The following is a 20,475-nucleotide window of genomic DNA, read 5'->3' as shown; positions in this document are numbered from 1 at the left end:
CCCTCATCCCGAAGACGGACGTCAAGCAGACCCTGAAGGACTTCAAGTCCGACCAGGAGGTGCGCTGGTGCCCGGGCTGCGGCGACTACGCCATCTTGGCCGCGGTGCAAAGCTTCCTGCCGGAGCTGGGGCTCAAGCGCGAGAACATCGTGTTCGTCTCCGGCATCGGCTGCTCCAGCCGCTTCCCGTACTACCTCAACACCTACGGTTTCCACTCCATCCACGGCCGCGCTCCGGCGATCGCGACCGGGCTGGCCTCCAGCAGGCCCGACCTGTCGGTGTGGGTGATCACCGGTGACGGCGACGCGCTGAGCATCGGCGGCAACCACCTCATCCACGCGCTGCGCAGGAACGTCAACCTCAACATCCTGCTGTTCAACAACAGGATCTACGGTCTGACCAAGGGGCAGTACTCCCCCACCTCCGAAGTCGGCAAGATCACCAAGTCGACGCCGATGGGCTCGCTGGACAAGCCGTTCAACCCGATCTCCCTGGCCATCGGCGCCGAGGCCACCTTCGTCGCCCGCACCATCGACTCCGACCGCAAGCACCTGCAGTCGGTGCTGCGTGAGGCCACCGCCCACCGGGGCAGCTCGATCGTGGAGATCTACCAGAACTGCAACATCTTCAACGACAACGCCTTCGAGCCGCTCAAGGACCCCGACGTCCGCGACACCATCACGCTGCGGCTCGAACACGACCAGCTGATCGCCAACGCCACCCAGGCGGTCGTGCGGGACGCCGGCGGCAGCCTGCAGGTCGTGCCGCGCGAGTCGGTGAGCGAGGATCGCATCCTGGTGCACGACGCGCACAACCCCGACCCGTCGGTGGCCTTCGCGCTCAGCAGGCTGGATGAGCCGGCGTTCGAGCACGTCCCGATCGGGATCTTCCGTCAGGTCGACCGGCCGGCCTACGACACGCTCATCAACGAGCAGGTCGACGCCGCGGTGGCTGAGAAGGGGCCGGGTGACCTGGCCGCGCTGTTGCAGGGCGGCGACACCTGGCGCATCAGCTCCACGCCCGAGCCTCGAAGCGAGGCCGGTAGTCACGCGCCCACTGGCTGAAGGAGGTGGCCGGACGACCCAGGAGGCGGGCGAGCTCGTCCGTGCGCGGCTCGTTCCGGCCTATTCTTGTCAGGGTGTAGACGATCGTCATGAACAGCAGTGTGTCCCAGCTGACTCCCCTGCGCGCCAGCCGTACCCAGAACCGGGGCAGGGAGGGTCGCGTGTAGCGGACGGGGCGGTCGAGCGCCTCACCGAGGAGCGCGGCCGCCTGGCGCAGGTCCAGTGAATCAGGGCCGGTGAGCGTGTACGACCGGCCGCGGTGGGCGTCGGGGTCACGCAGGACGTCGAGGGCGACCCGAGCGACGTCCCGCGAGTCGAGGAAGGTGGTACGGCCGGCCCCGCCGGGAACGAACAGCTCTCCCCTGTCCATGATGTCCACCCCGTGCGTGGAGACGGCCCGGCACAGATTCTGCATGAAGTAGCCGCAGCGCAGGAAGGTGTATCCGATCCCGCTGGCCTCGATGTGACGCTCGACCGCGTGGTGCGGGATGGCCTTGTTCCGGTCGGCGGCCGGAACGGTCACGTAGACGATGTGGCGACATCCCGCCCCCACGGCGGCGTCGACGAACGGGATCATCCGGGTGCGGACGGTGCGCGGATGCGGCAGCGGGAAGAGCAGGAACAACGTGGTGACGCCGTCGAGCACCGCGGCGAAGGTCGAGGTGTCGTCATAGTCGAAACGCACGGCCGGCTGCCCGAGAAACCTCGCGGGATCGTGCGCGGCGATCCTGTAGGGCACCCCGGGTGTGTCCTGCAACTGCCGGACCACCTCGGCTCCCACGTTGCCGGTCGGTCCCGTCACCACGAGCATCTCCGCGTCCTCTCCATGCGATCCGCCGAAGGATATCCAATGGTCTCCTGACGATCGTCATCGCATTGACCAAGAAGTACCGGTCAGCGGAACACAACGCTCGCCATCCTCTCCAGCCATGCGGATTCTGAAGTCGCTGCGCAGCAACCCCCCGGTAACCGCAAGGGAATGGAGAACCCCGTGCGAAAGCTCCTAGCCGCCCTGGCCGTGTCCGCCGCAGCGTTATGCCTGGTCACCGGCCCGGCCAACGCCTCCGGATCCAGGGTCTACTACGAGACCGTCGCCCCCGGTGACGTGCAGTTCATCCCGGCGTGCATCCCCGGCCCGAACAACCCCACCTGTGACCCGCGCGGACCGGGAAGCGTCTTCACCTCGGTCGGTTCGTTGTCCTACACCCAGGGCGGCGCCGCCATCGGATCGATCACCACCGAGTGCACCACCACCCACAAGATCGGCAACGACTACTACGGCTTCTGCGAGGACGTGCTCACCACGCCCCAGGGCACCTTCACCGCCGTCGGATCCATCAACGAGACCGGCCTCGAGCGGTACGAACCCCAGACCCTCTCCATCGCCGGCCCTCCCGGCGGCACGCTGACCGTCCAGCAGATCGTCTACCCCAACGTGTTCAAGCTGACCGTCAACTGATGCTCGACACGGAGCGGCGCCAGTCCCAGGCGCCGCTCCGTCCAGCGAAAGGCGAAAGCCCTCGGAGCCGCCGAAAGGGCGGGGTGGTGGCGATCGGGCAGGTTTCGCTCGACGTCCGGCCGGGCGAGTTCGTCGCGATCGTCGCCCCTCCGGATACGGGGAAATCGACCCTGCTCTCCATCCTGCGCGGCTTCGTCTCTCCCAGCACCGGGACCGTCGAGCACGACGGCGACCTCGTGACGGACCCCGGCCTGGCCAGGACCCGTCTGGAGCAGGTGGGGCTGACCGAAACCGCGGGGCTGTATCCGTCGGAGTTGTCCGGTGGCATGAAACAACGGGTGGCCATTGCCCGCGCCCTGGCTCTCGACCCGGACGTCCTGCTCATGGACGAGCCGTTCGGCGCGCTGGTCGCGCAGACCAGGGCCCTGCTCCAGGAGGAGCTGCTGCGCATCTGGGACAGGACTGGCAAGACGATCGTCTTCGTCACGCACGCGGTGGACGAGGCGATTCGGCTGGCCGACCGCATCGTGGTGATGTCTGCCCGACCGTCCGTCGTGCTGGAGGTCCTGCCGGTCGACCTGCCCAGACCGCGGCGGATGGTCGATCCAGGCTTCGCCGAGCTGCACGAGCGGATCTGGGGCCTGCTCAGGGACTCGCTGTGACACGCGAACACCTGGCCGCCGCCGCCACGGTGACGGCGCTCCTGGTCGCGTGGGAGATCACCCCGCGTTCCGGTGTCGTCTCCGCCGCTTCGCCGATTGCGCTGAGCCGGGTGCTGCCGGAGATCCGCCAGATCGTGGCGGACCCGCCTCCGCCGGACGCTGGCTGATCGGTCTGACGGTCGCCGTCCTTGCGGGCAGCCTGGCCGGCTTGGCCATCGGCCGCTCGGCCGGGCTTCGCGCCCTGGCCGAGCCGCTGCTCACCCTGCTGTACCCGGTGCCGAAGGTCGCCCTGGTGATCCCCTTGCTGCTGGTGCTCGGCGGGGTGATGGACGCCACCCGCGCCGGGGAGACGGCCAGGATCGGCGTGATCGCGCTGGGTTGTGTGATCTCTATCGTGGTCTCCGCTCACCACGCTTCCTCGGCCGTCGATCCGAGGCTGATCTGGACAGCGCGGTCTGGAGGGCTGACGACCACGAGTACGACATCGGCCGCTACGAGCGTGTCTGGGCTATGGCTCTGCTGATCGCGACCGCGGGATTCGTGCTCGACCAGTGTTCGCGCTGGCCGTACGCCGTGGCCTGCCGTGTGGGAGGGAGAGGTGTGAAGCGGGTCGTCGCCGCCGTGTGGCCGATCGCGGTCGTCATCGTCACGTGGCGGATCATGGCTGCCTGGCTGGACAGGCCTTTCGTCCTTCCTGCTCCCGGCAGGACGGCAGGCAGCGCGGCCGCGCTGTGGACCACAGCTGATGGGCCGTTCCGCGCTGGTGCGCGCCTGCCTGAGGCCGGTCGCCTCCTTCTTCTTCCCCGTCCGCAAGGTCGCCGCCTTCCCCGCGCTGGTCATCCTCTTCGGGCTGGGCGGCGCGTCCAAGGGGGCCCTGGTTTCGCCGAGGCGGTCTTTCCATCACCGTGGCCAGCGCGGGCGGCGGCCTCGCAGGTCGGTACGCCGGTGTTGTGGAGTGCGGCCGCCATGGGATTGCGCGGGCCGGGCCTGCTGCTCCGGATCGTGCTGCCCGCCGCCCTGCCGGGCATGCTGGCGGGCGCCCGCATCGGTCTGGGCGGCTGCGTCATCGGCGTGTACGTCGGGGAGATGATCGTCTCCGGCGAAGGGCAGCTTCTCGTCGTCGGCCGGCGGCAGCTGGAGACGCCACAGCTCTGCGTCTCGGCCGCGGCGCTCTCCCTGCTCGGTTTCGTTCTGGATCGTCTGCTCCTGGCGGCCTCCGCCCTGCTCCCGCATCGATTCTCCACCCGATATCATGACGATCGTGAGCGAATCGACGAATCCTGCGGTAACGAGGACCCATCCGCCCGACCTTCTGATGAAGCTGGTCAACCCGGTCATGAAAGCATTTCTGCGGCGCGGGAAGGGCGGCCCGAGCGAGGCGCTGATGCTTCTCCGCTTTACCGGTCGCCAATCAGGCAGGCAATTCGAGATTCCCGTGGCGCAGCAGCGCATCGGCGATCGGCTGTGGGTGTTCACCAACAGCGGCTGGCGCGCGAACCTCCGTGGCGGCGCCGACGTCGAGGTGACCCTGCGCGGCGAGCGCCTGCCCATGCGTGCCCTGCTGGACGAGGATCCGGCGTCCGTCGCCGTGAAGTACCGTTCGATGATCGAGAAGGTGGGCGTCAAGAACGCTCGCCGCCTCGGGATCACGGTGAACGTGGATCGTGTCCCCACTCTGGAGGAGTTGGAGGAAGCGGTCCGGCAGTACGGCCTGTCGATCGTCTACCTGGATCCGCGCGGCTGACGCCGCTCCGAGCCGTTCGGGCGCACGTGTCGGGGCCGATGGCACGCGGAGATCTCCGCCGTCTCGGCGGTGGTGGGACGTCAGGGCCGAGGAGGCCGATCAGCGGGTGAGCCGGAGCTCGCTCCGTCGTGGACGAGGTCGACGAGGCGGTCGAGCCATCCGCCGCGCGGGTCGGCCCTTTCGAACAGCGCGCGGTGGATGATGGCGCCGACCAGCGTGAAGACGAGTTGGTGCGGGTCAACCCCCGCACGCCACTCACCTCGGGCCCGTGCCCGCTCGGCGAACGCGACCCGTGGAGGTTGTCGCCCGCCCGTGGCAGAGCCCTCCCCCGGGGGAGCGGCTTCGCCGCGGCGCGCGGCCAGCAGAGCCAGATCGGAGCCCGTGGCCGGGGACAGCGCCGCCCGTAGCAACGCCACACCCTCCGGCTGGGCGGCGAGGTCGGCGATGGGGCTCGCCAGAGCATGCAGGTCGCCTCGAAGGGTGCCGGTGTCGGGCGCGTCGCCGAAGTCATCGAGCAGGCCCTCCATCGCCGCGGCGACGAGCGCCTCCCTGGTGGGCCAGCGGCGGTAGACGCTGGTCTTGTTGACCTCGGCCCTGCGGGCCACCCGCTCCACGCTGAGTCCTTCGTAGCCGTGGTCTGCCAGTTCGGCCCGCACCGCTCGAAGGACGGCGGCGACGACGGTGGCGCCGCGTGGCCGTCCGGCGTCGCGCCGGGCCGGAGACGAGTCCGCAGTCATCTCACCCATTGTCTCACTTCGGCGGCGGCTGTCAGAGCAGGACCGGCAGGCTCTCCAGGGTGCGCACGATGGCTCCGCCCCGCCAGCGCACGGGGGCGGACGGGTCGGCTCTCCGCAGGTGAGGAGCGCGCCGGAGCAAGGTCGAGATCGCGATCTCGGCTTCCAGGCGCGCAAGCGGCGCTCCCAGGCAGTAGTGGGCGCCCTTACCGAAGGCCAGATGCGGGTTCGGGTTCCGGCCGACATCGAGGAGATCCGGCTCGACGAAGACCTGCTCATCGCGGTTGGCGGAGGCGATCACCGCTAGGACGAGCGAGCCCTGCGGAATGGTGACATCAGCAACCAGCAGGTCTTCGGCGGCCCAGCGTTCTGTCGCGGTCTCCACCGGGGAGGTGAAACGCAGCAGTTCCTCGATCCCGGGTCGCAGCAGTCCGTCGTCCTCGCGCAGCCGGTGTGCCTGGTCGGGGTGTTCCATCAAGGCGAGGGCTCCGGCGCCGACGAGGTTGACGGTGGTCTCGTGCCCGGCGGTCAGCAGCAGGACCAGCAGGGCAACGATCTCGTCGGTGGAGAGCCGGTCGCCGCCGTCGCGGGCCGCGGCCAGGGCGCTGACCAGGTCGTCGTACGGCTCGCGCGAACGGGATTCCACCAGCCTCCGCAGGTAGCGCATGAAGCGCAGCACCCCGGCAACGCTGCGCAGCGGCCGGTCGGTCACCGACAGCAGCGCCCGGGTCCACGCCCGGAATCGCGGTGTCAGCTCCTCGGGAACGCCGATCACCCTGGCGATCACGGTCAGCGGCAATGGCACGGCGAAATCGGAGATCAGATCCACCGACCCTCGCCGTGCCGCCTCGTCGAGCAGGCCGTCGGCCAGTTCCTGCACCTGTTGCCGCATCAGCTCGATCCGCCTGGGAGTGAACGCCTGACGAACCAGCCGCCGCAGCCGGTCATGATCCGCCCCGTCGAGGCCGAGCAGGTTGCGTTGCAGCGGCGCGAACAGTTTCGGCACCCGAGGAGCGTCCGCGAGCTGGGCGGAGGTCAGCGCCTCCCGAGGGTCCTTGCGAATCCTCGGGTCGCGCAGCGCGGCCTCCACGTCGCCATGGCGGGTGACCAGCCACGCCGTGCTCCCGCGCATCCACCTCACCGGCTGGACCGGGCTGTCATGTCTCAACCGGGCGTAGAAGGGGAACGGGTCGGCTTTGAAGGCCACGGTGGTCACGTCCGTGGCGGCCAGGTCGACGGCCATCGAGCTCCTATCATTGCAACAACTTGTTGCAATGATAGGCCCTCGCGACCGTCAGCGCAGTGCGGCGACCGTGGTCAGGCGCGGACTCCTCATGTCCCGGACGCGCGTCCCAAGGCCTCCCGCAGCCGTGCCTCGTCGAAGCCGTCCAGCACTGCGGCCAGGTGACCGTCGGGACGCACGAGATGCACGGTGTCCTCACCCGCGCGCAGCGACCTGGCCGCCACGCCGCCGACGTCGATGTCCGGCAGGCCGTAGGTCGTCAGCCCGTCCAGCGTGTGGCCCGAGCGGGCGGTCAGGGCGACGAATCCGGCTCCGAACAGCCGGCGAAGGCGCGTGCGGTCTCCCCTGACCTCGACCGGCGCGTCGGGGCACAACACGCCGGGCACCGGTGGTCGCAGCGCGCCGGGCTCGCCCGGCACGGTCCCCCCGAACGTGGTCAAGGGCGAGTCCACATACCAGTACGGCTCGGCCAGCTTGCCGGAGTCGATCAGCTCGCGCGCGCCGGGCTCGTCCACGGCGCGTTCCAGCACCGAATGCCGCCACCGCCACTGCGGGTCGTCCTGCGGGACGAGGAACTCCATGGTGGTGCCGGTGACCCTCAGGTTCTCCAGTGCCGCGGCACGCCGTTCGATCTCGTAGCTGGCCAGCAGCCCTTCGCCGCCGAGTGCGAGCTTCCAGGCCAGGTTCTCGGCGTCCTGCAGGCCGGAGTTGAGGCCGCGGGCGCCGAAGGGCGCGTACACGTGCGCGGCGTCACCGGCCAGGAACACCCGCCCGCGGCGGAAGGCGTCGGCGGCCCGGGAGTGGAAGCGGTACAACGTCTGCCACACGATCTCGTACGGCCGCTCGCCCACGATCTTCCTGACCATCCCGTCCACGTCGGCCGTGGCCAGGTCGAAGCCGGGAGGAACCTGCCAGTCGATGCGCCACACCGCGTCAGGGCACTGGTGCACGAGCACCTGCCGTCCGGGGTTCCACGGCGGATCGAAGAAGAACCGGCGCTCGTTGGGGAAGGGCAGGCCGGCCTTGATGTCGCAGATGAGGAACAGGTCCTCGAAGGAGCGCCCGGGGAAGCCGATGCCGGCCAGCTGGCGCACGGTGCTGCGCGAGCCGTCGGCGCCGACCAGGTGGTCGCCGCGCACGCTCACCCGTCCTGCGGGCGTGGCGGCGTCCACCTCCACGCCGTCGCCGTCCTCCCGGTAGCCGATGACCGGGTGACCGAACCGTACGTCCACCAGGGGCTCGGCCGCGGCCCTGGCCAGCAGCAGCTCCTCCACCCGGGCCTGGGAGACGTTGATCCAGGGCGGGAAGACGCTCTGGCCCGGGTCGGGGAAGGTGACGGAGAACAGCTCGTGCCCGCGGTAGTAGGTGCGCCCGGTCGTCCACGTGACACCCTCGGCGACCAGCTGCTCGGCCACGCCGATCCGGTCGAGGACGTCCAGCACGTCACGCTGGAAGCAGATCGCCTTGGAACCGACGGGGTCCCGGTACGGCTGCGCGTCGAGCACGATGCTGGGCACCTGCCGCCGGGCCAGCAGCAGGGCCAGGGCGACGCCGACCGGGCCGGCACCGACGATCACGACTGAAGTGCGTTCCATACCTCTCGGTCCCTCTCGGCGGTCCAGATCACCGGGCGTTCGATCCCGGACAGCTCGTCCCACAGGCGTGAGACGTTGAACGGCAGGCAGTGCTCGAAGATCGGCCAGCGGCCGTAGCGGGGTTCGAGCGCGGCGTGGGCGGCCTGGAAGGCGTCCTTGAGCGAGCCGCCCGCACGGTGGACCAGGCCCACCTCCGACAACATGACCTGCAGGAAGTGCCGGGTCTGGTCGATCGCGGCCGATACCGCCTCGCGGCCGTGCGCCACCGCGCCACGTCCGCCGACCAGCGCCTCGGCCTCCAGGGCCGCCACCCGGTCGAGCGTCGCGGTGGCCCACTCGCGGTGGAAGGCGTCGCCGGTGTACAGGGCGGCCTGCGCTTCGACCAGGTCGCCCGCGAAGAGGACGCGTTGTCGCGGCAGCCAGGCGACGATGTCGCCCTCGGTGTGGCCGCGCCCGCAGTACTGCAACACCAGCTCGCCCCGCTGCCCGCCCAGGTCGATGACCAGCCGGTCGGCGAAGGTGAGCGTGGGCCAGGTCAGGCCGGGCACCGAGCCGGGCTCCTTGAACAGGCGCGGCATGCGGCCCAGTTCGGAGGCCCAGTCCTGCTCGCCTCGCTCGGCGATCAGGGCTCTGGTGTTCTCGTGCGCGACGATCACGTCGGCGTCGAAGGCGGAGGCGCCCAGCACGCGCACGGCGTGGTAGTGCGACAGCACCAGGTAGCGCACCGGTTTGCCCGTGTGCTCGCGCAGCCGGCCGAGCCAGTCGCGGGCGGCCACCGGGGTGGCCCTGGCCTCGAAGCAGACCAGGAAATCCTCGCCCTCGACCGCGCCGACGTTGGGATCGCCTTCCGCGGTCAGCGCGTAGACGCCGTCGGCGACGACTTCCAGGGACTCCTGCTTGACCTCCACGTCGGCGGAGGAGGCGAAGGGTTTAGCGGGCATCGGCGAGCTCCAGGGCTGTCTGGGTGATCTGGTCTTCCTGACCGCCGACCAGCGGGCGGCCGACGTCACGGACCTCCATGGTGTCGAGCAGGTGGCCGAAATCCGGCTGGTCCACACGGAGCAGGTCCCGCGTCGCGCGCGCGATCTCCTCGTCTGTCACGCTGCGACCCTCCCCTGCCGGCGAGGACCGCGACCAGTGCCGCATCCCGGTCACCGGAACGAGTCCAGGAAGCCGGAGACGACCGAGTGGAAGGCCTCCGGACGCTCCTCCTGCAGGTGGTGCGCGGCCCGGTCCATGACGAAGAGCTGGCCGCGTGGCACCATGCGGGCCAGCATCAGCGGGTAGTCGGGGGTCAGGAAGGCGTCCTGCATGCCCCAGCAGAACAGCACCGGCGCCTCGATCGCCGCCAGCTCGGCCGTGAGGTCCTGCCAGTCGCCACGCGGGTTGTCCGACCTGCCCGCCAGGGCGATCTCCTCGGGATCCAGCGACTGCTCGTAGCGCAGGGTGACGGTCTCGCCGGGGATCGCGCCGGGGTCGAACCACTCCAGGCGGGCCATCAGCTCACGCATCTTCGCCCACGTGGGTCCCTCGCCGCCGTAGTAGGCGTCGCGGGCGTTACGTCCGCGGCGGCCGCCTTCCGGCAGCGGTGCGAGGGGCCCGTAGAAGACCGGCATCGAGCCGGTGACCACCAGCGACCGCACCCGCTCGGGATACTTGGCGGCCAGGTTGAGCGCGATGGTGCCGCCCCAGGAGTTGCAGACGAAGTCGGCCCGCTCCACCTGCAGGGCGTCCATCAGCGCGACGATCCTGGCCGCGTGGAAGTCCCACATCGGGCCGGTGATCACGCACTTCTCGCTCTTGCCGTACTGCAGCAGGTCGACCAGCAGGCAGCGGCGGCCGGCGGCGAACAGCGGCGCGACGGGGCCGAAGTCGCTCCAGGCGGTGCAGCCGGGCCCGCCGCCGTGCAGGAAGAACGTCGGCGAACCGGCGCCCAGCTCGGTCACGTGGAAGGTGACGTCGTCGGCCTTCACGAACACAGGAACTCCTCCACGATCGTGGCGAACTGCTCCGCCTGGTGTTCCAGCGGCACCATGCCGCCCTCGATCACGGCACTGGTGCTGTACGGCAGGCGTACGGTCAGCCGCGCCAGTTCGGGGAAGGCGAAGGGGTCGGCCGAGGCGCCCACGCACAACACCGGGCAGCGGATGAGTCCCAGGCGTTCCTCCATCCGGTAGGCGCTGACCGCCCGATGCCCGTCTTCCACCTCCGGCCACACGGCAAGCGCGTCGCGGACGAAGCGAGTGAGCAGGTGCAGCGGGTAGAAGGGTGCCCGCCGGTTCCACAACTCGCTCAGGTGGCTGCCGTCGGGACGCTCGGCGACGGCGTCGATCGCGGGAGCGTCCCGACGGCGGGCGCGGGCCTGCTCGTCGACGAGCGGGGTGGACGACAGGACGAGCCTGGAGACCAGCTCCGGCGCGCGGGCTGCCGCCTCGACGGCGACGACGCCGCCGGTGTGGTGGCCCACGAGCGCGAGCGAGCCCAGGTCGAGAGCTTCGGCCAGGGCGAGCACGCCGTCGGCGTAGGCCTCGATGGAGTGCTCGGCGATGCGGGCGGAGTTGCCGAAGCCGAGCGTGTCCATGGCGATCGCCCGCCGCGTTCCGCCGAGCAGCGGCAGCACCTCGCGGTATTCGTCCCACGAGCGCGGCGTCTGGTGGAGCAGCAGCACGGGCTCGCCGGCGCCGCACTCGGCGTAGTGGATCTGGCCGTACGGCGTGGCCGCGTAGCCGAAGGTCGTCATGAGGCGGTCTCCAGGAAGGCCAGGGAGAGCGGGTTGTAGATCTCGTGCCGCTCGTGCTGGGGCCAGTGCCCGCAGTCCTCGAACAGTTCCAGGCGGGAGCCGGGGATCGCCTCGTGCATGGCGCGCGCCTCGGGCACGTCGCCGAAGGGGTTCTGCCGCCCCCAGATGATCAGGGTGGGCATGGTGAGGGCGGCCATGCGCTCGGCGGTGAGCAGGTTGCGCTTGCGTGTTTCCATGTCCTGCAGGCACAGCAGGTGGTGGACGCCCGCCACGAAGGCCGGCTCGTGGTAGATGCGGTGGCGGAGCTCGACGAGTTCCTCGCTCACGTCACGATCCGGGTTGTGCATGAGCAGGTGCAGCCGCTGCCGGGTGAGCTCGATGTCGTCGGTCTCGACGGCCTTGAGCGTGGAGGTGCGGATGCGTTCCATCACCTGCGGGTTGGCCTTGGTGCCTCCGGCGGCGATGAGCTGGAGGCTGAGGACCCGGTCGGGATGCTCGGAGGCCAGCCAGGCCGCCACCCAGCCGCCCAGCGACTCGCCGACGAGGTGGGCGCGGTCGATGCCGCAGGCGTCGAGGTAGGTCCGCAGGTGGTCGGCGTAGCGCGGGATCTCGTACGGGTGGTCGGGCTTGCCGGTGTAGCCGTGGCCGAGCATGTCGATGGCGTGGCAGCGGTAACCGGCCTGCGCGTGCGGCCGCAGGTTGCGGACGAAGGCTTCCAGGTGGCCGCTGGTGCCGTGCAGGAAGACGACCGCCTGGCCGTTCTCCGGTCCGGCCCGCAGCGACCGGGTCGGCACGCCGCCCGCGTCCACGAAGGTCAGGCTGTGCTCGATCGAGCTCAACTCGGTCCAGATGGTCACGCGGGGCTCCTCGCGGGGTCGAAGGCGGGGTCGAAGGCGGGGTCGATGACGGGGTCGATGACGGGGTCGATGACGGCGACGGCCATGCCGGTCAGCCAATCGGGGACGGGGTCGTAGCTGATGACGTCGGCCGGTGCGTGGCCGAGCGCGGCGGCCATGATCAGCCAGGTCCTGATCTCCTGGGCGCCGTTGCCCGCCACGCTCTCCAGCCGCTCGGAGGTCAGCGCACAGATCTCCTCCGAGCGCCCGGCCTTCAGCAGGGTCAGGAACTCCTGGTCGAAGCCGGGATTGATGGCGGAAGTGGCCGCCCTGATGATGGCGCGGCGGCGCTGGTCGTAGGAGGACCAGCTGGTGCGGCCGTCGAGCCAGGCCGAGACCATGAACTCCTCGTCGTCGCCGTGGGGGTCGCGCCAGTCGGGCCATGGCAGGCGGTGCGACAGCCCGCCGGAGCCGATGACGACGACCCGCTCGGGACGCTTCGCGAGCGTGGCGCGCAGCGCGTCCCCCAGTTCGGCGCAGCGCGCCAGGGTGGGCAGCGGCGGGGCGAAGACGTTGACGACGACGGGAACGATCGGCACGTCGAGGCCGTCCAGCAGGTACTGGATGGCGTGCGACTGGCCGTGGTCGATCTGCAGGCGGGCCGAGAAGGCGGGGTCGAACCCGCCTTCGACGAGGCGCTCGGTCAGATGGCGTGCCAGCTCGACGGCCACCGGCTGCGGCCCTGACGGGGTGCCGGACTCCCCGCTGGCCACGCACTCACCCACCCCGATCGTGAAGGCCGGGATGAGATCGAGCCAGAAGCCGCGGAAGTGGTTGGAGCCGACGATGACCACCGCGTCGGGGGCGGCGTCGGCGATGCGCCGCCTGGCCTCGGCCAGGCCGTCGCGGAAGCGGGTGGCCTCGTCGATGGCCGAGGTCTGCTCCCAGTGGGTGTTCATCAGCGTGCTGTGGGACGCGCCCACGCCGAGGACGATCATCCGGCGACCTCCGATGCGATCATGACGAGCAGTTCGGTGAGCCGTGCCATCTCGCGCACGTCCACGGTGTTCATGCCGAGCGCGAAGTCGGTGATGCCGGCGACCTTGGGCATGCCGACCCGCACGGTGGGCACCCCGCGCGAGCGCAGGATGTTGGCGTCGGTCGCGCCGCTCATGCCCTCCTGCGGCACGTGGTGACCGTCGAGCCGTTCGAAGGCGCCGACGGCCGCACGCACGACCGGCGAGCCGGGGTCGGTGCTGGTTCCGGGGATGGACAGCACCATCTCCGCCTCCGCGCCCAGGCCGTGGACGAGGGTGAGAAACTCCCGCTTGACCTGCGCGGGCGTGTCGCGCGGCGAGAGCCGTACATCCACCAGGAACCGGCAGGCGGCGGGTGTGAAGGCGGGCATGCGCCACCAGCCGCCCTCGATGGCCCCCACGATCGCCTGCGGCGCGACCTGGCCGGAGGTGTGCCGGACCGTGTAGTCCTCGGCCCATGTCTCGATCGCCAGCACCACTTCTGCGGCCGAGGCGATCGCGTTGTCGTACGGCAGGCGGTGACGGCTACCCACGTAGGTGTGGTGGCCGCGCACCGTCACCTCGAACCAGGCCAGCCCCACCTCTTCGTGCGAGGCCGACCAGCCGGGCTTGGCGATGACCGCGTAGTCGGGGTGGTAGCCCTGCTCCAGCAGGAACGAGCAGCCCACGCCCTGTCCACCCCGGTCGGGCATGCCGCCCGCGCCGAAGGCCGCGATCACGTCGCCCTTCAACCGGACGCCTGAGTCGCGGATCGTCTCGAAGGCGGCCATCACGCAGGCGGCGTGCCCCTTCGGGTTGCCCGCGCCCGGCCCGGTGACCAGATCGCCCTCGATCTCGGGCGCCGGTTCCGGGCCTTCGGGCGGCAGGTCACGCTCGTCGACGGCGGTCATGGTGTCGATGGGCGCGTACAGCATGAGGTCGGGTCCGGTGCCGTCGCCGCGGAGCCGGGCCACCGCGTTGGCCTGTCTCTCGCCCAGCGGCTGGACACGTCCGCCCAGTTCGGCGGCGATGTGCTCGGCGAGCGCCCGCTCGTCGCCCGTGGGGCTGGGAATGCGCACCAGCCCGGCGACCAGCTCGCGCAGCCGATCCGTGCCGATGACGGTCATGGCTGGTTGATCCGGTGAACCTGGGTGTCAGCGGCACGCGCCAGGCGCCACGACACCAGCGCCACAGTGGCGGCGACGACCAGGATGAGGACGATCTTCACTTCAGTGCCTCCAGCTTGGTGCCGTACTCCTCCTCGGCCAGCGCCCGCCACGTGGTCAGCGACACGTCGGGGCGGTAGAGCCGCTCGGGCGGGGCGTCGGTGGCCTCGACCATGGCGGCGTCCTGGCCGGAGAACTGACCGTGGAAGAGCCAGCGGACGAATCCGAGGTACTTGGCGTAGAAGCGCAGCGTGGCCAGGCCTTCGGCGAAGTTGACCATGACGCCGACGTAGCGGTGGCTCTTGTCGTCCACGGGGACGTAGAACTCGTAGTGGATGAACTTGGGGTAGGCGATGCGCAGCACGCCCGGCATGGAGACCGACGCGAATCCGGGGAACTCCTGGGCGGCGATCACCGGGTCGATCTTCTTGGCGGCGCCGGTGTTGCCGATGTTGGAGGCCTTCGCCTTCGGCGGGCGCAGCTTCCACCAGCGCTGGTTGCTCCAGGTGCCCAGGCCGGGGAAGTCGGCGCTCCAGAACTGCTCCTCCTGCACCCGGAAGACCCAGCGTCCCTTGCGCTCGATGCGGGTCAGGTTCCAGGTCGGCATGGCCTTGAACAGACGCCAGAGCGAGGTGCGGTGCAGGTACTTGGCGTGGCCTTCGTCGTATCCGTTCTCGCAGGCGAAGCGCCAGTTGCCGGGCCGGGGGTCGATGCGGCCGCCCATCACGAAGGGCGTGGAGACCAGCTCTTCCGGCAACTGCTCGTCGATCGGGTGCGGCGGCTCGCCGGCGAGGGGGACGTACACCCACACCATGCCGAGCCGTTCCTCCACCGGGTAGGTGCGCACCCGGACCTTGCCGCAGATGCGCGAGTCGGGCCCGTCGGTGATGACCGCCTTGAGCTCGCCGTCGTCCAGGCCGAAGGTCCAGCCGTGGTAGACGCAGCTGAGCGTGCCGGGGAACTGCTGGTTGCCCATGGACAGCGGGATGCCGCGGTGCGGGCACCGGTCGTGCAGGGCGTAGGCGCGGCCGCCGTCCCGGATCAAGGTGATCTTGTCGCCGCAGATCTGGTGGGCCCGGGGGGTGCCGGTCACGTGGCTGGACCACGTGACCGGGTACCAGTAGCCGCGGAAGCCCGACGCCGCCGCATCGTAGTGCGGCCACGTCGACCAGTCCTGCCGGCCGGTGCCGGCGCGCGGCGTCCGGCGGCGTTCGTCGGTGTTAGTCACGCTTCGATGATTCGCAGGTCAGCGCGGTCAGCCAATGAAAGGGGTCCGCAGAGCGGAACGCTCGGCGGGTCAATGCCGGCGGCCGGAGGAGTGAGGGAGGGGAGATCAGCGACACGTTGTCTCCTCGGTGACGATCTCCCGATGGCCGGACGGCCTGTGAGACCGATCGAATGGAGGCGTTCTCATGGGTGGACCGTCAGGCGATCCAGGATTCCTGCCGCATCCGGTCCACGCGTCTGCTCACCGCCTCGGCCGCGGTCCGCACCCCGGCGACCAGGCGGGTCACCGACGCCCGCATGGTCGGGGCGGCCACCGAGATGGCGCCGACGAGCTGCTGCCGGCCGTCGAAGACGGGTGCGGCCACCGACAGGTAGCCGATGCGGCACTCCTCGCTCTCCACCGCCACCCGCGTCGATCTGATCTGTTCCAGCTCGGAGCGCAGCCGCCGTGGCGAGGTGATGGTGTGGTTGGTGAAGCGGCGCAGCGGCTCTCCCAGCACGTCGTCGATCACCTCGCGACCGGCGAAGGCGAGCAGCACCTTGCCGGTCGCCGTGCAGTGCAGCGGCAGCCGGCCGCCCGTGCGCGACGGCCGGGACACCAGCCGGTAGCCGCCGATCTTCTCCACGTACAGCACCTCGTGACCGTCCCTGATGGCGCAGTGGACGGTCTCCTTGGTGGTGAAGGCCAGCTCCTCCATGCAGGGATAGGCCGCGTCACGCAGGGCGCGCGGGCGGCTGACCCGCTGACCGAGCTCGAACAGACGCAGGCCGAGCCGGTAGCCGCTGCCCGAGCGCTCCAGCGCGCCCCAGCCGACCAGGTCGGCGCAGATGCGGTGAATCGTGGCCTTGGGCAGGCCCGTGCGCCTGGCGAGCTCGGCCAGGGCCACGTGCTCCTCACCGTGGTGGAACGCCTCCAGGATCAGCCTGACCTTGCCCAGCACCGAATCTGTTTCGATCATCGGGGTCCTCCAGGAAACGCCGGAGCCGCGCGTGCGCGGCCGGATCGAGACGGCTTCCTTCTGCGACGACGTCCCTCACGCCCTCGACGGCCAGCAGCGCGGGCCTGATGGTGGCCTCCAGGCAGCCGGGCTTGGCCGGGCACGCGCCGCACATGCCTCCCATGCGCACGGTGACCACGCCGTCGTCCTGCGCCAGGAGCGTGAGGGCCCCGCCGTGCGAGCGCATCACGCGCGAGAGGGCGTCGGCCACGGCGCGTGTGTTCATCCCGGGCTCACCCCGAACAGGCGTGCGGCGTTGAGCCCGAGGATGTTGCGTTTGTCCTCCAGGGTGATCTGCGGGTAGCCGTAGCCTTCGCGCAGGTCGTCGGGGATGGACAGATCCATGAACGCCCGCAGGTACGGCGCGGGCGAGCCCGCCAGGGCGGCCTCCGAGCCCCACAACAACCGGTCGGATCCGACGGCGGCCAGCAGTTCGCCGAGCCGGCGCTGGAACAGGCGCGGCCGGAAGGGCAGGAAGTTCACCGCGGCCGACAGGGCGAGGTGGATGTTCGGGAACCGGGCGGCGATGTTGACGCACTCGTCGAAGTACGGCGTGGCCAGGTGGTGGATGACGAAGGTCAGGTCGGGGAAGTCGCGCGCGGCACGTTGCAGGTCGTTGGGCCGTAGCTGCTCGACGTCCTCCATGCCGAACGGGTTGCCCTTGTGGAACTGCAGCACCCGCAGGCCGAGCTGGCGGGCCCGTTCGTAGAGCGGGTAGGCGAGCTGGTCGTCGTCGCAGCGCCAGCCGCGCTCGACGTGGCCGTTGTAGAACTTCAGCGACACCGCGCCCAGCTCGCGCACCTGGTAGTCGAGGTGCTCCAGTGCCGCCTCGACCCCGCGGTGGCCGGGGTCGACGCCGCCGCAGAACAGGCCACGGCCCGGGTAGGCGCGGGCGAAGGCGGCCTGCAGCTCGACCGGCGCCCACCAGTCGTCATACCAGTCGAAGACCGGCACCACCTGGGCCATCGCCACGTCGGTCGGCGACTGCTCGAACACCAGCCGGCCCATGGTCTCCACCGACACGCGCGTGGCCTGGTCCGGGCCGGCGCCGAGCGCGCTGCCCAGCCCGAGCGCGAGGTCGCGGACATGTCTCGCCCACGGCGCACCCGCCAGCAGGTTGGCCTCGCTCATGTCGTGCAGGTGCACGACCAGGTCGAAGACGAACACGTCGTCGATCACAGCTGCAGCACCACCCTTCCCGCGGCGCTGCCGTCCGCGAGGGCCTGCCAGGCCAGGCCGGCCTGCTCCAGCGGGTAGCAGCTGAGATTGAGCCTCAGGTCACCGCGCGACAGCCTGGTCAGCAGCTCGCCGGCGACGCCGAACGCCTGCGGCGCCCGGCGTTGCATGTTGAGGAACAGCAGCTCGACATCGTGCGCCATGCGGCGGGGCAGATCGAGTTCCACGCGGGAACCCTGGGTGTAACCGAGCAGCACCGCCCTGCCACCGGCCGCCACCAGATCGAGCCGCTCGCTGAGAGCCGGGCCGCCGACCGTGTCGATGAACAGGTCGTACGGCCCCGCCCCAGAGGTCACGCGCGCCCCCTGCGGGACCAGCATCGCGCGTTCCGGCTTCGACACCATGGCGTCGACCCGGGCTCCGGCGGCCAGCGCGAGCTGGACGGCCAGCGATCCGACCGCTCCCGCCGCGCCGCTCACCAGCACGCGTGTACCGGCCTGGACCCGGCCCAGATCGTGCACCGCGACGTGGGCGGAGGTGGCGGGAGAGAAGAAGCAGGCCGCCAGCAGCTCGTCAGCGCCGGGCGGCGCCAGATGGCAGGCGGCGTCGGGGACGAGCGCGTACTGTGCCGCCACCCCGCCACGCGTCACCCCGAGGCCCCCGCCGCGGATCCAGACCAGTGCCCCGGCGGGGAAGCTCTCCGACTCCACCACCCTTCCGGCTCCGTCCCCGCACGGGATGTACGGCGGAGCGGGCGCGGCGGGGAAGGTGCCGGAGGCGACCGTGCGGTCGAGGTGGCCGAGCGCGACGGCGGACATGCGCACCAGCGTGCTACCGGGACTCGGCGACGGGCGCGGCGCGTCCTTCACCGCGACCGGAGGCCGGCCGTAGGCCGTGACGTGCAGCGCGAGCATCAGGGCCCCTCCCCGCTTGATCGCGTGGTCCGCGCCGCTCACGCGTGCCGGCCCTTCACGCTGGGCTCCGCGCCGCCGAACATCGAGAAGTCGGGCGCCGGCTCGCCTCGCTCGATGTCCGGGAGGTCGCGCACGACCTCGGCCAGCCACTCCAGCTCGGAGACGTCGTCGACGAGCGGGAAGAACGTCACCTCGTCGGCGCCCTGAGCCCGGTAGGCGCGCACGGCGGCCTCGACTCCTTCGCGTCCGCGGCTGATGCCCGACAGCACCGGCTCGGGCGGGCCGCCCTTGGCCAGGTAGGAGGCCAGCCGCGCCTCGGCCAGGTCACCTGCCCGTTCGGAGGAGGAGAACCAGGTGCTGGCCACCAGCCGGGGGCGGCCCGGCTTGCCCGCGGCCTCCCAGGCGGTCATGGCGGCGTAGGCCTCGAAGGCGAACACCTCGGGCTTGACGCCGCCGCTGACCAGGCCGTCGCCGTGCGCGAGCAGGCGGCGGATGGCGGGGTCCGAGGCCCCGCCGATGAGCAGCTCGAACGCGGCGCACTCGGGTCCGACGCAGTTCTCCTCGCCCTTGAGGTCACGCATGGCGGCGAGGTATTCGATCTGCTCGTCGAGGATCTTGCCGCGGCGGCTCCATTCCCGGCCGCTGCTCTCGTAGTCGTTGACCCGGTTGCCCACGGCCACGCCGAGCGTGACGCGGCCCGGCGCGAACGACACCAGGGTGGCGACCTGCTTGCCGACCAGCGGCGTAGGGCGCAGCGGCGGCAGCAGCGCGGCCGTCGTCAGCCGCACCCGCGACGTCACGGCCGCCGCTGCCGCCATGGTCATCATCAGCTCGTGGTTGACGTAGACGTAGCGGTCGGCCGCGCCCAGGGAGGAGAACGGACCTTCGTCGATGAGCCTGGCCCAGGTGAGAATCGTCTCCCCGCTGGTCCCGGGGACTGCGCTGGGGAGCAGGACGCCGATCTGATTGCTCATGGTCTTCCTCAGTAACCGTGATGGCGGACGTTGCGCAGCGGGCGGCCTTCGGCCAGCGCGCTCACCTGCTCGGCCACGTGCCGGTAGGCGCGTGTGCGCCAGGTGGCGCTGGATCCCGCGACGTGGGGGGTGATCATGATTCCCGGCGCGGACCACAGGGGGTGCCCGTCGGGCAGCGGTTCGGGTTCGGTGGCGTCCAGGGCTGCTCTGACCTGCCCCGCCCGCAGCGCCACCAGCAGGGCGTCGTGGTCGACGAGGGCGCCTCTGGCGGCGTTGACCAGCAGGGCGCCCGGCCGCATGGCAGCCAGGAACTTCTCGCCGACCATGCCGCGGGTTTCCGGTGTGGACGGGGCGAGCAGCACTACGGCGTCCGCTTGGCCCAGCGACTCGGGCAGGGCCTCCGGGCCGCCGACCCCGTCACGGGGGTGGCGGGCGATCCGCAGGATGCGGGTGCCGAACGGGGCCAGCCGCGACTCCAGGAGCGCGCCGATGGAGCCGTAGCCGATGATCAGCACCGTGGACTCGTCGAGGTGGCGCGGTGCCGGGCCGTCGCCGAAGCTCAGGTTGCCGCTCCGGTCCCAGGTGCCCGCTCGCTGGTGGTCCCAGTAGTGCGGCAGCCGCTTGCCCGTGGCCAGCAGCACGCCCATAATCCACTCGGTGACCGGCCCGTCGTGCACGCCGCTGGCGTTGCACAGCAGCACCCCGTCGGGCAGGGACGGCACCCAGTCGACGCCGGCGTGCACGGTCTGCACGACGCGCAGCCCGGTCAGCCGCGGCAGCGCCTCGACGAGGCGCTCGCGCAGGACCGGTTCGAGCACCAGGAACGCGGTGTCGTCCGGGATCGGGTCGTCTTCGTCCAGCCTGGCCAGGCGGGCGTCCGGCGGCAGGTCGCCGACGGGCGCGTCGGCGGGTACGGCGATCAGCATG

General features: G+C 70.8%; 24 protein-coding genes and 1 pseudogene. 7 read left to right on the top strand and 18 right to left on the bottom strand.

The window, feature by feature from the left end; all coding sequences use genetic code 11:
• Positions 1–1,064, top strand: a 1,064-nt coding sequence (locus tag HNR30_RS07390) for a 2-oxoacid:ferredoxin oxidoreductase subunit beta (protein ID WP_181608867.1), incomplete at its 5' end; no start/stop codon positions are given.
• Here the strand turns inward: HNR30_RS07390 and HNR30_RS07385 are convergent.
• Positions 1,009–1,875, bottom strand: coding sequence for an NmrA family NAD(P)-binding protein (locus tag HNR30_RS07385; RefSeq protein ID WP_181608866.1), 867 nt, complete (start codon positions 1,873–1,875; stop codon positions 1,009–1,011). The genes HNR30_RS07390 and HNR30_RS07385 overlap by 56 nt on opposite strands.
• A 180-nt stretch (positions 1,876–2,055) precedes the next feature.
• On the opposite strand from HNR30_RS07385, the gene HNR30_RS07380 reads away from it, so the two are divergent.
• The 6 genes and pseudogenes from HNR30_RS07380 (at position 2,056) to HNR30_RS07355 (ending at position 4,929) form a co-directional block, all read left to right on the top strand.
• A complete protein-coding gene (locus HNR30_RS07380; RefSeq protein ID WP_181608865.1) occupies positions 2,056–2,523 on the top strand; it encodes a hypothetical protein in 468 nt (155 codons plus the stop codon).
• Positions 2,523–3,185, top strand: a complete 663-nt coding sequence (locus HNR30_RS07375; protein WP_181608864.1) for an ABC transporter ATP-binding protein — start codon at positions 2,523–2,525, stop codon at positions 3,183–3,185. The genes HNR30_RS07380 and HNR30_RS07375 overlap by 1 nt, the downstream gene beginning before the upstream one ends.
• Positions 3,182–3,352 carry a hypothetical protein gene (locus HNR30_RS07370; protein WP_181608863.1) on the top strand — a complete coding sequence of 57 codons (171 nt, stop codon included), beginning with the start codon at positions 3,182–3,184 and terminating at the stop codon, positions 3,350–3,352. The genes HNR30_RS07375 and HNR30_RS07370 overlap by 4 nt, the downstream gene beginning before the upstream one ends.
• 41 nt (positions 3,353–3,393) lie before the next feature.
• Positions 3,394–3,708 carry an ABC transporter permease family protein gene (locus HNR30_RS07365; protein ID WP_181608862.1) on the top strand — a complete coding sequence of 105 codons (315 nt, stop codon included), beginning with the start codon at positions 3,394–3,396 and terminating at the stop codon, positions 3,706–3,708.
• Positions 3,696–4,328 (top strand): annotated as a pseudogene (locus HNR30_RS50605) (ABC transporter permease subunit); the annotation flags it as partial. The gene HNR30_RS07365 and the pseudogene HNR30_RS50605, both read left to right, overlap by 13 nt.
• Positions 4,329–4,446: 118 nt before the next feature.
• Complete coding sequence (locus tag HNR30_RS07355) at positions 4,447–4,929, top strand: nitroreductase/quinone reductase family protein (protein WP_181608861.1); 483 nt, start codon at positions 4,447–4,449, stop codon at positions 4,927–4,929.
• Between the two features lie 80 nt (positions 4,930–5,009).
• Here the strand turns inward: HNR30_RS07355 and HNR30_RS07350 are convergent, their stop codons facing one another.
• The 17 genes from HNR30_RS07350 to HNR30_RS07270 form a co-directional block, all read right to left on the bottom strand.
• Positions 5,010–5,666: a TetR/AcrR family transcriptional regulator gene (locus tag HNR30_RS07350; protein ID WP_181608860.1), complete on the bottom strand. Its 657-nt coding sequence runs from the start codon at positions 5,664–5,666 to the stop codon at positions 5,010–5,012.
• Between the two features lie 31 nt (positions 5,667–5,697).
• Complete coding sequence (locus HNR30_RS07345) at positions 5,698–6,906, bottom strand: cytochrome P450 family protein (protein WP_181608859.1); 1,209 nt, start codon at positions 6,904–6,906, stop codon at positions 5,698–5,700.
• Positions 6,907–6,995: 89 nt separating this feature from the next.
• A complete protein-coding gene (locus tag HNR30_RS07340) occupies positions 6,996–8,501 on the bottom strand; it encodes an FAD-dependent monooxygenase (RefSeq protein ID WP_181608858.1) in 1,506 nt (501 codons plus the stop codon).
• Positions 8,480–9,442 (bottom strand): MBL fold metallo-hydrolase, encoded by a 963-nt coding sequence (locus tag HNR30_RS07335; RefSeq protein WP_181608857.1) that lies wholly within the window; start codon positions 9,440–9,442, stop codon positions 8,480–8,482. The genes HNR30_RS07340 and HNR30_RS07335 overlap by 22 nt, the downstream gene beginning before the upstream one ends.
• Entirely contained in the window at positions 9,432–9,602 is a 171-nt protein-coding gene (locus HNR30_RS07330) for a hypothetical protein (protein ID WP_181608856.1), read from the bottom strand. The genes HNR30_RS07335 and HNR30_RS07330 overlap by 11 nt, the downstream gene beginning before the upstream one ends.
• A gap of 50 nt (positions 9,603–9,652) precedes the next feature.
• Entirely contained in the window at positions 9,653–10,480 is an 828-nt protein-coding gene (locus HNR30_RS07325; protein WP_181608855.1) for an alpha/beta fold hydrolase, read from the bottom strand.
• On the bottom strand, positions 10,471–11,241 hold the full coding sequence (locus HNR30_RS07320; protein ID WP_181608854.1) for an alpha/beta fold hydrolase: 771 nt from the start codon (positions 11,239–11,241) through the stop codon (positions 10,471–10,473). Before HNR30_RS07320 ends, HNR30_RS07325 begins: the two co-directional genes overlap by 10 nt.
• On the bottom strand, positions 11,238–12,098 hold the full coding sequence (locus HNR30_RS07315; protein ID WP_181608853.1) for an alpha/beta fold hydrolase: 861 nt from the start codon (positions 12,096–12,098) through the stop codon (positions 11,238–11,240). Before HNR30_RS07315 ends, HNR30_RS07320 begins: the two co-directional genes overlap by 4 nt.
• A complete protein-coding gene (locus tag HNR30_RS07310) occupies positions 12,095–13,075 on the bottom strand; it encodes a DODA-type extradiol aromatic ring-opening family dioxygenase (RefSeq protein WP_181608852.1) in 981 nt (326 codons plus the stop codon). Before HNR30_RS07310 ends, HNR30_RS07315 begins: the two co-directional genes overlap by 4 nt.
• On the bottom strand, positions 13,072–14,220 hold the full coding sequence (locus HNR30_RS07305; RefSeq protein ID WP_181608851.1) for a M20 family metallopeptidase: 1,149 nt from the start codon (positions 14,218–14,220) through the stop codon (positions 13,072–13,074). Before HNR30_RS07305 ends, HNR30_RS07310 begins: the two co-directional genes overlap by 4 nt.
• A gap of 97 nt (positions 14,221–14,317) precedes the next feature.
• A complete protein-coding gene (locus HNR30_RS49975; RefSeq protein WP_181608850.1) occupies positions 14,318–15,487 on the bottom strand; it encodes a Rieske 2Fe-2S domain-containing protein in 1,170 nt (389 codons plus the stop codon).
• A gap of 196 nt (positions 15,488–15,683) precedes the next feature.
• On the bottom strand, positions 15,684–16,445 hold the full coding sequence (locus HNR30_RS07295; protein WP_181608849.1) for an IclR family transcriptional regulator: 762 nt from the start codon (positions 16,443–16,445) through the stop codon (positions 15,684–15,686).
• Complete coding sequence (locus HNR30_RS07290; protein ID WP_181608848.1) at positions 16,381–16,710, bottom strand: NifU family protein; 330 nt, start codon at positions 16,708–16,710, stop codon at positions 16,381–16,383. Before HNR30_RS07290 ends, HNR30_RS07295 begins: the two co-directional genes overlap by 65 nt.
• Entirely contained in the window at positions 16,707–17,663 is a 957-nt protein-coding gene (locus HNR30_RS07285) for an amidohydrolase family protein (RefSeq protein WP_181608847.1), read from the bottom strand. Before HNR30_RS07285 ends, HNR30_RS07290 begins: the two co-directional genes overlap by 4 nt.
• Positions 17,660–18,616, bottom strand: a complete 957-nt coding sequence (locus tag HNR30_RS49970; protein WP_181608846.1) for a quinone oxidoreductase family protein — start codon at positions 18,614–18,616, stop codon at positions 17,660–17,662. The genes HNR30_RS07285 and HNR30_RS49970 overlap by 4 nt, the downstream gene beginning before the upstream one ends.
• Positions 18,613–19,548, bottom strand: a complete 936-nt coding sequence (locus tag HNR30_RS07275; protein ID WP_181608845.1) for an LLM class flavin-dependent oxidoreductase — start codon at positions 19,546–19,548, stop codon at positions 18,613–18,615. The genes HNR30_RS49970 and HNR30_RS07275 overlap by 4 nt, the downstream gene beginning before the upstream one ends.
• An 8-nt stretch (positions 19,549–19,556) precedes the next feature.
• Positions 19,557–20,474, bottom strand: a complete 918-nt coding sequence (locus HNR30_RS07270; RefSeq protein ID WP_181608844.1) for an NAD(P)-dependent oxidoreductase — start codon at positions 20,472–20,474, stop codon at positions 19,557–19,559.
• Position 20,475: the final 1 nt, after the last annotated feature.

It is taken from the genome of Nonomuraea soli, from assembly GCF_013761175.1.
Lineage (GTDB): Bacteria > Actinomycetota > Actinomycetes > Streptosporangiales > Streptosporangiaceae > Nonomuraea > Nonomuraea soli.
The sequence above is the reverse complement of the archived record's forward strand: the minus strand, read 5'-3'. Positions and strand labels throughout refer to the sequence as shown.